At 64.8% G+C, this 14,015-nt stretch carries 12 protein-coding genes and 1 tRNA gene; 2 read left to right on the top strand and 11 right to left on the bottom strand.

Translation table 11 applies throughout. From position 1 onward, the window contains the following. Window positions 1-481: 481 nt before the first annotated feature. Window positions 482-5,311, top strand: coding sequence for an NAD-glutamate dehydrogenase (locus GGD67_RS31835; protein WP_179738369.1), 4,830 nt, complete (start codon window positions 482-484; stop codon window positions 5,309-5,311). A 109-nt stretch (window positions 5,312-5,420) separates the two neighbouring features. Here the strand turns inward: GGD67_RS31835 and GGD67_RS31830 are convergent, their stop codons facing one another. From GGD67_RS31830 to GGD67_RS31785, 10 genes are all read right to left on the bottom strand, one after another. Further along, window positions 5,421-5,915, bottom strand: a complete 495-nt coding sequence (locus tag GGD67_RS31830; protein WP_246784475.1) for a hypothetical protein — start codon at window positions 5,913-5,915, stop codon at window positions 5,421-5,423. 382 nt (window positions 5,916-6,297) lie between these two features. Next, window positions 6,298-6,373 (bottom strand) — tRNA-Phe (locus tag GGD67_RS31825). 175 nt (window positions 6,374-6,548) lie between these two features. Beyond that, entirely contained in the window at window positions 6,549-6,731 is a 183-nt protein-coding gene (gene yacG / locus GGD67_RS31820) for a DNA gyrase inhibitor YacG (protein WP_026202520.1), read from the bottom strand. Window positions 6,732-6,876: 145 nt separating this feature from the next. Continuing rightward, window positions 6,877-7,506, bottom strand: coding sequence for a Maf-like protein (locus GGD67_RS31815; protein WP_018321268.1), 630 nt, complete (start codon window positions 7,504-7,506; stop codon window positions 6,877-6,879). Window positions 7,507-7,659: 153 nt separating this feature from the next. Then, the gene (locus tag GGD67_RS31810; RefSeq protein ID WP_018321267.1) at window positions 7,660-8,127 is read right to left on the bottom strand and encodes a low molecular weight phosphatase family protein; all 468 of its coding nucleotides are present in this window, start codon (window positions 8,125-8,127) and stop codon (window positions 7,660-7,662) included. Between the two features lie 5 nt (window positions 8,128-8,132). Continuing rightward, a complete protein-coding gene (locus GGD67_RS31805; RefSeq protein ID WP_018321266.1) occupies window positions 8,133-8,630 on the bottom strand; it encodes a UPF0262 family protein in 498 nt (165 codons plus the stop codon). Continuing rightward, the gene (gene hisD, locus GGD67_RS31800) at window positions 8,627-9,922 is read right to left on the bottom strand and encodes a histidinol dehydrogenase (protein ID WP_179738367.1); all 1,296 of its coding nucleotides are present in this window, start codon (window positions 9,920-9,922) and stop codon (window positions 8,627-8,629) included. The genes GGD67_RS31805 and hisD overlap by 4 nt, the downstream gene beginning before the upstream one ends. Before the next feature lie 145 nt (window positions 9,923-10,067). Beyond that, window positions 10,068-10,517 (bottom strand): DUF2948 family protein, encoded by a 450-nt coding sequence (locus GGD67_RS31795; protein ID WP_104463564.1) that lies wholly within the window; start codon window positions 10,515-10,517, stop codon window positions 10,068-10,070. A gap of 82 nt (window positions 10,518-10,599) precedes the next feature. Next, window positions 10,600-11,259, bottom strand: a complete 660-nt coding sequence (locus tag GGD67_RS31790) for an epimerase (protein ID WP_179738365.1) — start codon at window positions 11,257-11,259, stop codon at window positions 10,600-10,602. Window positions 11,260-11,285: 26 nt separating this feature from the next. Then, window positions 11,286-12,224, bottom strand: coding sequence for an SDR family oxidoreductase (locus GGD67_RS31785; protein ID WP_179738363.1), 939 nt, complete (start codon window positions 12,222-12,224; stop codon window positions 11,286-11,288). Between the two features lie 84 nt (window positions 12,225-12,308). Here GGD67_RS31785 and GGD67_RS31780 point away from each other — a divergent pair, with 84 nt between their 5' ends. Continuing rightward, window positions 12,309-12,950, top strand: coding sequence for a TetR/AcrR family transcriptional regulator (locus tag GGD67_RS31780; RefSeq protein WP_018321261.1), 642 nt, complete (start codon window positions 12,309-12,311; stop codon window positions 12,948-12,950). Between the two features lie 216 nt (window positions 12,951-13,166). On the opposite strand, the gene GGD67_RS31775 is transcribed toward GGD67_RS31780, so the two are convergent. Next, window positions 13,167-13,991: an alpha/beta fold hydrolase gene (locus tag GGD67_RS31775; RefSeq protein ID WP_179738361.1), complete on the bottom strand. Its 825-nt coding sequence runs from the start codon at window positions 13,989-13,991 to the stop codon at window positions 13,167-13,169. Window positions 13,992-14,015 lie beyond the last annotated feature (24 nt).

Raw genomic sequence — 14,015 nt, 5'->3', positions numbered from 1 at the left:
CTCCCAATGAGCGGGGACGCGGCAGCCGTTGACGAATTTGTTCAGCGTTATGTCGAAGCGAAACGTAGAGCCGCGAGCGGGATCGAAATCCGATCCGAAGGCCGGCCTCGCAAAAAAGTCGGCTGGCGAGCTGCCGTTCACCCAATGGCGAAAAGCATATCAGCTGTAGCCCTACGCGTACAGCGAACGCATGCGGCGAAGCTAGGGGTCGTCCGAAACTGAGAGGGATGGTGCGCCACTCCGAACAAAACTGAGAACTCGTATGCCATTGAATACACTTATGATTTCTCGTGGCATCTGCGACCCGGCCGTGTCGTAGGCCTTTTTGCCGCGGTTCCGCGCGCCTTGGCCGCCGGAGTGGTAAGATCAGGTGCCGAGGGCAGATTTCGCGGCGCCGGATCTCGGTCAAGATAACGGCGCTCGAAGCGATGAACTCCAGAAGCAAACTGATGATCGCGGTTGCGGTCGGACGATGCGAGAGATGGAGGACGTTATGGAAGCGTGGCGTGACGACAAGGCCCGGTCGACCCTGATTCGCAATGCTGCGGCCAACGTGCAGCTAGGCAACGCGCCCCGGACTTTTGCCGAACTCCTGTTCGGCCACACCAATAGCGAGGATCTCGCCAACCACGACGCCGCTTCGCTGGCCTTCCTGGCCGAGCAGGCCTGGGAACATGTACAGCGGCGCACGGCGGGGCACGCCGATATCCGCATCGTCAATCCAACGATGCCGGATGGCCGCGAGATCTCCGTGCTCGAAATTCTCAACGACAACATGCCCTTCCTGTTCGACTCCACTTTGGCCGAGCTAGCCGAGCAGGGCATCGAGGTCGCCCTGGTCGCCCATCCGATCATCGCCGTGGAGCGCGACGAGCAAGGCAAGCTGATGCGCTTCCATGGCGAAACCCTGCCGGCGGGAGCAAGGGGCACGCGCGAAAGCCTCATCCATCTCCACATCGCCCGCATGGACGTCGACGCCGACCGCCAAAAGCTGGTCGATGGGTTGACCATGACGTTGAACGACGCGCGTGCCTGCGTCACCGACTGGAAGCCCATGCGCGCCCGCATCGAGGAGGCGATCAAGATCTTCTCCACCAATCCGCCGCCGCTGCCGATCGACGAGATCGCCGAAGCCAGCCAGTTCCTGCATTGGCTATGCCTGGACAATTTCACCTTCCTGGGCGTGCGCGAATATCGCTTCTCCCCCGACGGCGATGCGTCGGATGACATCACGACCGGCGAGGGCCTCGGCATCCTGCGCGATCCCGAGGTGAAGGTCCTGCGCCGCGGTCGCGAAATGGTGGTGATGACGTCGGAAATTCGCGAGTTCATGCGGGAGCCGAGCCTTCTCATCGTGATCAAGGCCAACGTGTCCAGCCGCGTTCATCGCCGCATCCGGATGGATTATGTGGGCATCAAGCTCTATAGCCCCGACGGCCGGCTCGAAGGAGAATTGCGCCTCGTCGGTCTGTTCACGTCCGGCGCCTATACCCGATCGGTCAAGCAAATCCCTTACGCCCGCCACAAGGTGGCGCAGGTGCTACAGCGCGCCGGCTTCGACCCGAACAGCCATTCGGGCAAGGCGCTGACGCATATTCTCGAAGATTATCCGCGCGACGATCTGTTCCAGATCGACGTCGACACGCTCTACAATTTCGTCATGGAGATCCTGATCCTCTATGAGCGCCCCCGGGTCCGGGCGCTGGCACGCGTGGACAAGTTCGATCGCTTCGTCTCCATCCTCTGCTTCATTCCGCGCGACAAATACGATACCGACGTGCGCACGCGCGTCGGCGCCTTCCTCTCGCAGGTCTACAAGGGGACCCTGTCGGCCTCCTACGTGTCCTTCCCCGAAGGATCACTGGCGCGCGTCCACTACATCATCGGACGATATGAAGGTAAGACCCCGGTCGTCGAGCGCGAGACACTCGAAGCCGGGATCAGCGCCATTGCCGAGACCTGGGCCGACAAGTTGAAGGTCGCGCTCGCAGCGTCTGCCGACGGCATGCGGGCGCGCATGCTCGCAAGCCGCTATGCCCAGGCCTTTTCCGGCGGCTACACCGAGATATTCAGCGCCGAACAGGCGATCGCCGACATCACCACCATCGAAAAGCTCACCTCAGCCCGACCGGTGACGATTTCGGTTTACCGCCTCGCGGGGGACGACGATCCCAGACGATTCGGCCTGAAGGTCTTCTCGGATGCCGCACCGCTGTCGCTATCCTATCGCGTACCGGTGATTGAAAATCACGGTTTGAACGTGGTCAACGAACGCACCTATCAGATCGTGCCGCGCACCAGTCAGGCGCCGGTATGGCTGCACGATATGACAATCGAGACCAGCGACGGCAAGCCGATCGCAATCAGCCGTGAATTCAACCACCGTCTGGAAGCCTCGATCATGGCGGTGGTCCACGATCGCGCCGAATCCGACGGGTTCAACGCACTGATCCTGCGCACAGCCCTGAGTTGGCGGGAAGTATCGACGATCCGCGCGTTGTCGCGCTACCTCCATCAGATCCGCGCTCCGTTCACCCAGGACTATATGTGGGAGACCCTGCGCAGGAACGCCGCGATTACCGCCAACGTCGTCGCCCTGTTCCAGGGCCGCCTCGATCCGCGCCTTGGACTCACGATTGCGGAGCGCTCGGCGCGCGAGATGGCTCTCGTCGCCGAGGTCGAGGAGCAGCTCAAATCCGTCGCCTCGCTCGATGAAGATCGCATCCTACGCCGCTTCACCAATCTCGTGCAGGCAACCATCCGCACCAATTTGTGGCAGGTCGGTCAGGATGGACATCCGCATCCGGTGATCTCCTTCAAGTTCGACGCCCGCAAGATCGAGGCCCTGCCGGCACCGCGACCACTGTACGAGATTTTCGTCTACTCGCCCCGCGTCGAAGGCATTCATCTGCGCTTTGGCAAGGTCGCGCGCGGCGGTCTGCGCTGGTCCGACCGGCCGCAGGATTTCCGTACCGAGATCCTGGGCCTCGTGAAGGCACAACAGGTGAAGAATGCCGTGATCGTGCCGGTCGGCGCGAAGGGCGGCTTCGTGCCCAAGCGCCTGCCGTCACCCTCGGGTCGCGACCACTTCATGGCGGAAGGCACCGAAGCCTATCGTATCTTCGTTCGCACGCTGCTCGAACTCACCGACAATCTCGACGGCGACACCATCGTGCCGCCCGACTCGACTGTGCGGCATGACGGCGACGACCCCTACCTGGTCGTCGCCGCCGACAAGGGCACCGCCACCTTCTCCGACATCGCTAATGCGATCTCGGCCGAGAAGCACCATTGGCTCGCCGATGCCTTCGCCTCCGGCGGCAGTCAGGGCTATGACCACAAGAAGATGGGGATCACGGCGCGAGGCGCCTGGGAGGCGGTCAAGCGTCACTTCCGCGAGCTTGGCGCCGACATCCAGACCAAGCCGTTCACGGTTGCCGGCGTAGGCGATATGTCGGGCGATGTCTTCGGCAACGGCATGCTGCTATCGCCGGCGACGAAGCTCGTCGCGGCGTTCGATCACCGCGACATCTTCATCGATCCCTCGCCTGATCCGGCGGTCAGCCTCGCCGAACGCAAGCGCCTGTTCAGCCTGTCGCGATCGAGCTGGCAGGACTACGACAAGTCCCTGATCTCGCAAGGCGGCGGCGTGTTCTCGCGCTCGCTCAAGGCGATCCCGCTTGCGCCGGAAATGCGCACACTGCTTGATCTCGACAAGCCGCAGGCCACGCCTTTCGAGGTGATGACAGCGATCCTCAAGGCCCGCGTGGACCTCCTGTGGTTTGGCGGCATCGGCACGTATATCCGCTCGTCCTCGGAAAGCGATGATCAGGCCGGCGATCGCGCCAACGATCCGATCCGCATCACAGGCGCCGATGTCCGCGCCCGGGTGATCGGCGAAGGCGCCAATCTCGGCGTCACCCAGCGCGGCCGTATCGAGGCGGCACAGAAGGGCGTGAAGCTCAACACCGACGCCATCGACAATTCGGCCGGCGTGAACACGTCCGACGTCGAGGTCAATATCAAGATCGCGCTGGCGCGCCCCGAGCGCGAGGGGCGCCTCAGTCCAGGCGACCGCAACAGCCTGCTCGCCGCGATGACCGAGGAGGTCGGCGCGCTGGTGCTGCGCAACAATTATCTTCAGACGCTGGCGCTTTCGCTGGCCGAACGGAAAGGGGTGGCCGAGATCAGCTTCCTCACCCGACTGATGCAGTCGCTAGAGCAGCGCGGCCTGCTCAGCCGCGCCGTGGAGTTCTTGCCCGACGATGCGGCGATCACTGAGCGTACGAGACGCAGCCAGCTCCTGACGCGGCCCGAGCTTGCCGTGTTGCTCGCTTACGCCAAGCTGACGCTGTACGACGACCTGCTTGCAACTGGCGTACCCGACGATCCCTATCTCGCCCGCGAACTATCCCAATATTTTCCGCGCCAGGTGCAGGAGCAATTCCCGACAGCGGTACAATTGCATCGGCTCCGGCGGGAGATCATCGCCACCAGTCTCGCCAATGCCGTGATCAACCGGGGCGGCCCGGCCTGTGTCGTGCGCCTGACCGACGAGACCGACGCCGATATCGCCACCATCGTCATGGCCTTCGTGGCGGTGGACGAATCCTACGGCCTCAAGCGGCTCAATGCCGGGATCGATGCACTCGACACCCGCATCGACGGGCAATTGCAACTCGGCCTCTACGCAGCGATCCAGGATCTCCTGCTCTCACGCATGGTCTGGTATGTGCGCAATGCTGATTTCAAGGCCGGTCTGGACGCCGTGATCGCACGCTTCGGCCCCGGAATCCAAGAGATCGCCGCCGGGCTCGACAAGACCCTGCCGCAGGATTCGCAGGCTGGGCGCACCAGGCGGCGGCAGGATCTGATCGATGCCGGTGTCCCGGCGGGCCTTGCCGCAGAACTCGCCGATCTCGATGCGCTCCTCTCCGCACCGGATATCGTCACCGTCGCGGAGCGCACCAACCGGGCCATCGGTGACGCCGCCACGACCTTCTTCGCCGCCGAGGCCGAATTCAGACTCGATCGGATCATCGCCGCCGCGCGCAGCGTGCCGGCCAACGATAATTACGAACGTCTCGCCATCGATCGTGCCGTTGGCCAGATCGCGGCCGCGGAAAGAGCACTGGTCGCCAACATGCTGGCAAACGGCGAATCCGGCCAGCAGGCCACCGGCGACTGGCTTGCGGCTCATCCTGAGGCGATGCGCGTTCGCCGCTTGGTCGAGGAGATCGCGGCCAGCGGCTTGACGCTCGCCAAGCTGACGGTGGCAGCCAATTTGCTGGGAGACCTCGTCCAGGCCTGAGTCCCGACGGCCGACCTCACTCGAAGCGATAGTCTGTGATGTCGACGCCAACGAGGCCGCCATGGGCCTCGATTGCCTGCTGCTGAAGATCACGCGTCTGTCCCCTCCCTCACTCGTCCAGGGTCGCGATCTCTGCCGGAAATCGCACCGCAAGGCGGCGCCAGTCGCCGCTATCGGTCGGCCAGGGCTCCAGTTCCTCGGTCTCAACTCTCGGCCAGGCGAGCAGGAACGGCATGTTCAGATAGGTCCACATGGCGCAGCCGGGGAAGTAGGCGAGTTGCAGTTCCGTCCACGGCGTTTGCAACTCATGGCCGGCAAAGCTCGCCCGCGGTTCAAGCAGCTCTTCGAGCACCGTTCCGTCGTCAGCTTCCAGAGCCACCCGGCTCGGCTCAAAGCGCGAGCGCCGATTGTCAGCGCCGAACGGAGCGTGTGACGCCCACTCCCTCTTCAGACCCGCGGTGACCTTGGTCCGCTCGAGGGTGACAGCCTGTCCCTTCAAGGACAGGACGCCGCCCTGCACGAGATCCGCCGACACCTGCTCGAACTGCCGCCACCGATCGAGGCCTCCATGAGCTTCGATGGCAATATCCTTGAGTTGCTTCATTATTGCGCTCCTGCGGAAGCCGCGCGGGATCGCGCGGCCTTTGTGGCGGGAGCCTAGGCGCTCGGCCAAGCCTGCCGAACGACTTAGATGCCTTGATTCCAGACACCGCCGCGAGCCGCGGTTTTCCAAATGCCTCTTCCACGCGTCGCTGCTTTGAAGGCGCCGGTACGATGCCGTTTCGAGCTGGTCGACGGTCAACAGATAGTGTCGATCGCGGAGGCCGGCGTGGAAGGGCGTGCGGAAGCGTGGTTCTGAACGCTGGATTTGACGTACATAGACTTAGCGAGCCCTAGGAAGAGAAATACGCGAGCGCGCTTCGCGCCGATCATCTGGCGAGGCGCAATCGTACAAGATCGTGCTCCAGCGTGGAAAAGCGTAGAAATGGTGCCCAGGGGCGGAATCGAACCACCGACACTGCGATTTTCAGTCGCATGCTCTACCAACTGAGCTACCTGGGCGTACTCCAAGAGAGGGGCCAAAGCCCATCGAGCGGGCGGTTTATAGTGGGCCGGAAGCGGCCTGTCCACCCGGCTTCGCCAAGAGGCTTCGCCGGGCGCGGCCCGGCTGTGCACAAGCTGCCGCCGCTGGCGCGCGGCGCGTCGACCGGCCGAATAAGTCTATGAAACTATTTGCTTATTCTACATCGTCCACGTCGTCGTCGCGGCCGGGGATGACGTAGGAGCCTTTCAGCCAGCGGTTCAGGTCGACGTCGCGGCAGCGCGACGAGCAGAACGGACGGGTGGCCTCGGACTGCGGCTTGCCGCAGATCGGGCAGGTTTTGAGCGGGCTGGCGGGCTTTTTGACGTGGTCGTCCATGATGTCGGCGGCTTGCACGGGGTGAAGGGGTTCAAGAGCCTGTCGGCAAACAGGTTCCTCGTACCGGCGGCGCGTGCGCCCCGTCAGGCCATTCTACTGTGCATGGGGTTGTTTTCGCGATTTTGTTGGGCCGCGGCTGGCCGGCTCACACCGCGGTGGCGTTGAGCCAGCCGAAGCGGATCGGAAAGCCCTCGCCGCCGAGCAGCGTGGTGGTCTCGTAGAGCGGCAGGCCGACGACGTTGCTGTAGGACCCCACCATCTTCACCACGAAGGAGCCGGCGATGCCCTGCACGGCGTAGCCGCCGGCTTTGCCGCGCCATTCGCCGGAGCCGATATAGGCCTGGATGTCGTCTTCCGAGAGGCGCTTGAAGCGGACGCGGGTCTCGACCAACCGCTGGCGGAACGCCTCGCGCGGCGTCACCAGGGTGATCGCGGTGTAGACGCGGTGGTTGCGGCCCGACAGCAGCCGCAGGCACTGCGCCGCCTCGTCCACGAGATTCGCCTTGGGCAGGATGCGGCGGCCAACCGCCACCACCGTGTCGGCGGAGAGGATGAAGGCGCCGCGCAGCTCGTCATCCAGCTGCACCGATTTGAGCGCCGCGTCCGCCTTGGCCCTTGCGAGCCGATTGGCACAGGCGCGCGGCAGCTCGCCCCGCTTCGGCGTCTCGTCGACGTCGGCCGGCCGGAGCGCGTCCGGCTCGATGCCGGCCTGGTTGAGCAGCGACAGGCGCCGCGGCGAACCGGAGGCAAGTACGAATTTGGGGCGGCCAAGCATCAGTGATTTGGGGGATGAGCAGGGGGTGAATTGCGCGCGGAACCTATCGGAAGGGGGCTGATTTCACAACCCGGGAACCCGAGCTTTGGTGATTCGAGGCTTCCGACAGCATGTGCCCACGGTGTGTGACGGCGGTGTTACGGGTGCCGAATGCTACCCGCTCGCCGCGCCCACCTTGGCAAAACGCCGGCGGATGCGCATCAACAGCTGGTCGCAGACGTCGCGATAGGCTGCCAGCTTCTGGTCGCGGCTGCCCTCGATGGTGGTGGGATCCTGCGTCGGCCAATATTCGACGTCGGCCGCCAGCGTCCGCGTCAGCTCCAGCGCCTTGTGGTGCGCCTCGGGCGAGAGCGTGATGATGAGATCGAAATTCAGCCCCTCCCAATCCTCCAGCTCCTCGAAGGTCTGCGGCTTGTGAGCGGAGATGTCCTGGCCGAGCTCGGCCATCACGGACACCGCGAACGGATCGAGCTCGCCGCGCCTCGCGCCGGCCGATTTCACGTAGAGGCCCTGCGGAAACATGTGCTGCAACAGGCTCTCGGCCATCGGCGAGCGCACGCTGTTCATCGCGCAGGCGAACAGCACCGATTGCGGATCGCGTGCGCGTGGCGGACCCGCCATCGCGCTTACCCCTTCCAATGAAGGACAGTAATGAGCGTGAACAGCCGGCGCGAGGTCTCGAAGTCAACCCGCACCTTGCCCTTCAGCCGCTCCTGCAGCGTACGCGACCCCTCGTCATGGATGCCGCGCCGACCCATGTCGATGGCCTCGATCTTGTCGGGGGTCGCGGTGCGGATCGCCTGGTAGTAGCTGTCGCAGATCATGAAATAGTCCTTCACGATCCGCCGGAACGGCGTCAGCGACAACAGATGCGCGACGACGGGCGTGCCGTCGTCGCGGCGGATGTCGAACATCAGCCGGTTGCCGGTGATGCCGATATGCAGTGTGAACGGGCCCTTCCCGTCGGCGCCATCGGGCGCGAACAGGTTCTGCTCGATCAGGTCGTAGATCGCGATCGCACGCTCATGCTCGATATCAGGCCCGGAACGGCCGATCGATTCTTCGTCGAGCGTGACGCCGACGATGCGATTGGTCGAGTCGTCCTGTTCGGGCAGCACTGTCATGACAGATTGAGACGCAATCCAATCGAACGCGAATGGGCATCCAGCCCCTCCGCTTGTCCGAGCGTCATCGCGGCAGGACCGAGCGCGCGCAGCTGATCCGGGCCGCACCTCAGGATCGAGGTGCGCTTCATGAAGTCGTGCACCGACAGCCCTGAGGAGAATCGCGCCGAGCGCGCCGTCGGCAGCACATGATTGGAGCCGCCGACATAGTCGCCGATCGCCTCCGGCGTGTGGGGCCCGAGGAACACCGCGCCGGCATTGCGGATCTTCGCAGCGAGCGCATCGGGATCAGCCGTCATGATCTCGAGATGCTCCGCGGCAATCGCGTCCGCGAGCGGAATACTGTCGCTTAAGTTCTTCACCATGATGATGGCGCCGAAATCGGCCCAGGACGCGCCGGCAATCGCGGCGCGCGGCAGCGTCTTCAACTGCGCCTCGACCGCCTTTTCGACGTCGGCGGCAAGGCGCGCCGAATCGGTGATCAGGATCGACTGCGCGCTGGCATCGTGCTCGGCCTGCGCCAGGAGATCGGCGGCGATCCAGTCGGCATTGCCGGTGTCGTCGGCGATCACCAGCACCTCGGAGGGGCCGGCGATCATGTCGATGCCGACCTTGCCGAACACCAGCCGCTTGGCGGCGGCGACATAGGCATTGCCGGGGCCGACGATCTTTGCGACCGGCGCGATCGTCGCGGTGCCGTGCGCCAGCGCCGCCACGGCCTGCGCGCCGCCGACGCGGTAGATCTCGGTGACGCCGCCCAGCGAGGCCGCCGCCAGCACCAGCGGATTGAGCTTGCCGTCCGGCGACGGCACCACCATCACCAGGCGCGAGACGCCGGCGACTTTTGCAGGCACCGCGTTCATCAGCACCGAGGACGGATAGGCCGCAGTGCCGCCGGGCACGTAGAGGCCGGCCGATTCGATCGCGGTATAGCGCCAGCCGAGCTCGACGCCGAGCGGGTCGGTGAAGCGCTCGTCCTTCGGCAACTGCCGGCGATGATAGATTTCGATGCGGTCCCGCGCGAGCTTGAGCGCATCCAGCGTCGCAGGCTCGCAGGCCTTGTTCGCGGCCTCGACTTCGGCGGCCGAGACGCGCAAGGAGGCCGCATCCAGCGTCAAGCGGTCGAACTTTGCGGTGGCCTCGAGCAGCGCGGCATCGCCCCGCTTTGCCACGTCGTCGACGATGGCGCGCGCGGCGGCTTCGACGTCGGCCGAGACCTCGCGTTTGGCGGCGAGGAAGGCCGCGAATCGCTGGTCAAAATCGGCGCTGCTGCGGTCGAGGCGAACGGGCATGTCTGGCTTGGCTTCTGGCTGGTCTTTGGGGCGGATTGGCGCACCAGGTCCCCTGCTCAATGGCGCGGCGGGGAAGCGGCGTCAACCCTCGCAAGCCGCCGTTCTGGCGCAGGCCTGAGCCGGTGCGGCTGGTATACAGGTCACCTCATCCCTCCCCTTCGATCTCCAACCCCGTTCCCAGCGTGTCGGCGCCGAGGTCGGTCAGCTCACATTCCAGGCATTCGACGTCGAGCCGGATGGCGCCGCCCTCGGCGAACAAGAGCAGGGCGCTGCCGCCGGGCTCCTCGTCGCGCCCGTCCCGGGGATGAAATTCGATGCCGACGAGGTCCAGGACCTTGTCGGGAGCGGCGAGCTCGATATTGCGCGACTTGCAGGCGAGCACGCGGTCGAAGCGGAGCGCGGCGACCAGCCGGCGCGGCTCGGCCTCGCCCTCCAGCGTCTGCTCCCAGTCCAGCCGGCTCATCCCGACCACAAGCCGCTTCTCGCTCTGCCGCCAGATGATGTCAGAGGCCTGGACACGGGCGTCCTGGACATGGGTCGAGATCACGGCGAGATCGTCGGCGTCGAGTGCGATCAGTTTGAGCTGGGGCGACATCGCCGACGCTTCTCCTTCGGAATGGACAGGGTTTAACGCGCACAGGCCCCGAAATTTCCGCTCAAACTAACGGGCCGGCAGGCTAGAGGCTATTGATATCCTCCATCTCGAGCACCTTCCGCGGATACCCCTCCCGGGCGACGCGGATCATGGCGCGGCCGATCTGCTCGGTCGAGGTGACGAGCCGCGGCGAGAGTCGGCGCAGCACCGACCAGAGCGGCCAGGTTGCGGTATAGACCGCCTGCACCCAAGCGGTCTTGGAACGGGCGCCGTGCAGCGGCTGGATCGCGCCGGGCCGGAACATGTAGGCGGCCCGGAACGGCAGCTTCAAGAGATCGTTCTCGGTCTTGCCCTTGATCCGTGCCCACATCCGCGAGCCCTGCTCGGTGGAATCGGTGCCGGCGCCGGTGACGTAGGTGAAGACCATCTGCGGATTGAGGCGCGCCAGCGTCGTCGCAGCCGCAAGCGTGAGGTCATAGGTGAGATGGCGGTAGCGATCTTCGCTCATGCCGATCGAGGACACGCCGAGGCAGAAAAAGCAGGCATCGAAGCCGGTGAGCTGGGCCTCGATCGTCGAATAGTCCAGAAAATTGTCGTGCATGATCTCGGTGAGCTTGGCGTTGCGCACGCCGGTTGGGCTGCGGCCGACCACGAGCACACGGTCGATGCCGGTGTCGACCAGGCATTCGCGCAGAACGCCCTGCCCGACCATGCCGGTCGCACCGAAGATGATGACTTGCATCGGGATGTTCCTGGCGGGCTCGCGGCTCATGCCGCGGCCGCGATCTCGTCGAAGGATACACCGGTCAACGTCGCCGAGACATCCCGCAGCATGGCAGCGGTGGCGAAATCCTTCGCGTGTGGCATGATCCGCGCTGGCGCTGGCGCCCCCTTCATTTCGTAGAATCCGTTCGGGCCGTAATAGCCGCCAGGCTCTGCCGTGGGCGAAGTCGCGGCGAGCAGCGTCGGCCGCGCGCCCTCGGCGGCGGACTGGCTGAACAGCGGCTGGAGCAGCCGGCCGATCCGCCACTGGAACGTGTTGGCGCCCGGCCCGTTCGCAATCAGGTCGGTGCGCGCAAAGCCGGGATGCGCGGCAATGCTGCCCACACCCCAGCCGGCCGCGTCGCTGCGACGTTGCAATTCGAGCGAAAACATCAGCATCGCCAGCTTGGACTGGCAATAGGCGCGCCACGGACGATAGGAATGCTTGCTCTGCAGATCGTCGAAATTGATCGCGCCGGAGCGGTGCGCAAGGCTCGAGAGATTGACGACACGAGGCGCCTTCGCGCGGCGAAGCTGCGGCAACAGTTGCGCCGTCAACGCGTAGTGACCGAGATAATTGGTGCCGAGCTGCATCTCGAAACCATCCTCGGTCTGCTGCCGCTTCGGCAGCGCCATCACGCCGGCATTGTTGACGAGGAGGTCGAGCTGCTCGTTGCCGGCGGCAAAGCGCCTGGCGAAATCGGCGACGGAGGCGAGGCTGGCGAGATCGAGAGGCTCAAAGGCGATCAGCGCATTGGGAAACCGCTCGCAGATGCCTTCGATCGCCCGCAGGCCCTTTGCGTCGTTGCGTCCGGTGAGTATGACAATGGCACCGGCGCCTGCCAGCGCCATCGCCGTCTCGTAACCGAGGCCACCCGTCGCCCCCGTCACGACGGCCGTCTTGCCGGCGAGAGAGGGGATGTCTGCCGTGGTCCAGTCGGTCATGCCATGTCTCCGTTCGGGGCTGGAACGAGGCCCGCGACCGGTCTAAATGTGCACTTAGTGCAATTTTGCAAGAGGTGAACCAATTTGAAGGCTTCGAAGGTGGTCCGGAAACGCGTCAAGTCATTGTCCGGGGACGGAAAATCCCCGGCCGCGCCCGGCCTGCGCCAGCGCAAGCGGCAACAGACCCGCGAGCGGTTGACCCGCGCGGCGATGGCGCTGTTCCTGGAGCGCGGCTTCGAGGCCACGACCATCGACGATATCGCGGCGGCGGCGGACGTGTCGCGCCGGAGCTTCTTCCACTATTTCGCGTCCAAGGAGGACGTGGTGGCCGCCTGGCAGGAGAATGCCGCCAGCGCGCTGGTCGCCGAGGTCGTCGCACGGCCCGCGGACGAATCCATGCTGACGGCGGCGGAGAATGCGATCGCGGCGGCGGTCAAGCGGCTCGATCCGGCGGAAGCAGCGGCGATGTCGCGACTCAAGCGCGACAATCCGGCACTGCAGGCGCGCGACCAGCTCAAATACGACAAGCTCGAGCGCGCGCTGGCCGAGGGCCTTGCCCAGCGCGGGCGAACCAAATCCGACCGGCTGCAGGCGCGGCTCGTCGCCATGATCGCCACCGGCGCGATGCGCGTCGGCGGCGAGAGCTGGATCGGCGAAGGCGCGCGGGAGAAGCCGGAGGCTTTCGTCAAGCGCACCTTCGATGCGATCAGGGCGATCTTGAAATGAGTGGTGCGTTCACCCTCCAGTATCGTAGCGTGGGCAAAGCGACTTGTCCGCCGTAGCTCGTAGAGCGAAGGCGGAAGCGTGCCCACGTCTTCTTCGGAATTTATGGCGGGTGGTGGGCACGGCGCAATTGCGCCTTTGCCCATCCTACGATTTCGGACTTGCGAAGAGAGACCCCTCACCCGTCTCCGCAAGGAGAGGGGGTAGGAGTCATCCTGCTCACTCCTTGAAAAACGCCAGCAGGTCCGCGTTGATGGTTTCGGCGTGCGTGGTCGGCATGCCGTGCGGGAAACCCTTGTAGGTCTTCAGGATGCCCTTCTTGAGCAGCTTGGCCGACAGCGGCGCAGAATCGGCATAGGGCACGATCTGGTCATCGTCGCCGTGCATCACCAGCACGGGCACGTTGATCTTCTTCAGGTCCTCGGTGAAGTCGGTCTGCGAGAACGCCACGATGCCGTCGTAGTGGGCCTTGGCGCCGCCCATCATGCCCTGGCGCCACCAGTTCTGGATCACCGCTTCCGAGGGTTTTGCGCCGGGACGGTTGTAGCCGTAGAACGGGCCGGCGGGGAGGTCGCGATAGAACTGCGTGCGGCTGGCCGCGAGCTGCTTCTGGAGATCGTCGAACACGCTCTTGGGCAGGCCGCCGGGATTGGCCGCGGTCTGCACCATCAGCGGCGGCACCGCGGACAGGATCGCAGCCTTCGCCACCCGGCTCTCGCCATGGCGCGCGATGTAGTGCACGACTTCGCCGCCGCCGGTGGAATGGCCGACATGGATGGCGTTCTTGAGGTCGAGATGCGCGGTGACGGCCGCGAGATCGTCGGCATAGTGATCCATGTCGTGGCCGTCGGAAACCTGCGACGAGCGGCCATGGCCGCGGCGGTCATGGGCGATGACGCGATAGCCGTTGTTGACGAAAAAAATCATCTGCGCGTCCCAGTCGTCCGCCGACAACGGCCAACCATGGCTGAACACGATCGGCTGGCCACTTCCCCAATCCTTGTAGAAGATCTCGACGCCGTCTTTGGTGGTGATGGTGGGCATGGATTACTCTCTTTCGGTGAGGAT

This window comes from Bradyrhizobium sp. IAR9 (genome assembly GCF_013408065.1).
Lineage (GTDB): Bacteria > Pseudomonadota > Alphaproteobacteria > Rhizobiales > Xanthobacteraceae > Bradyrhizobium.
This window is presented reverse-complemented; position numbering and strand designations above follow the sequence as displayed.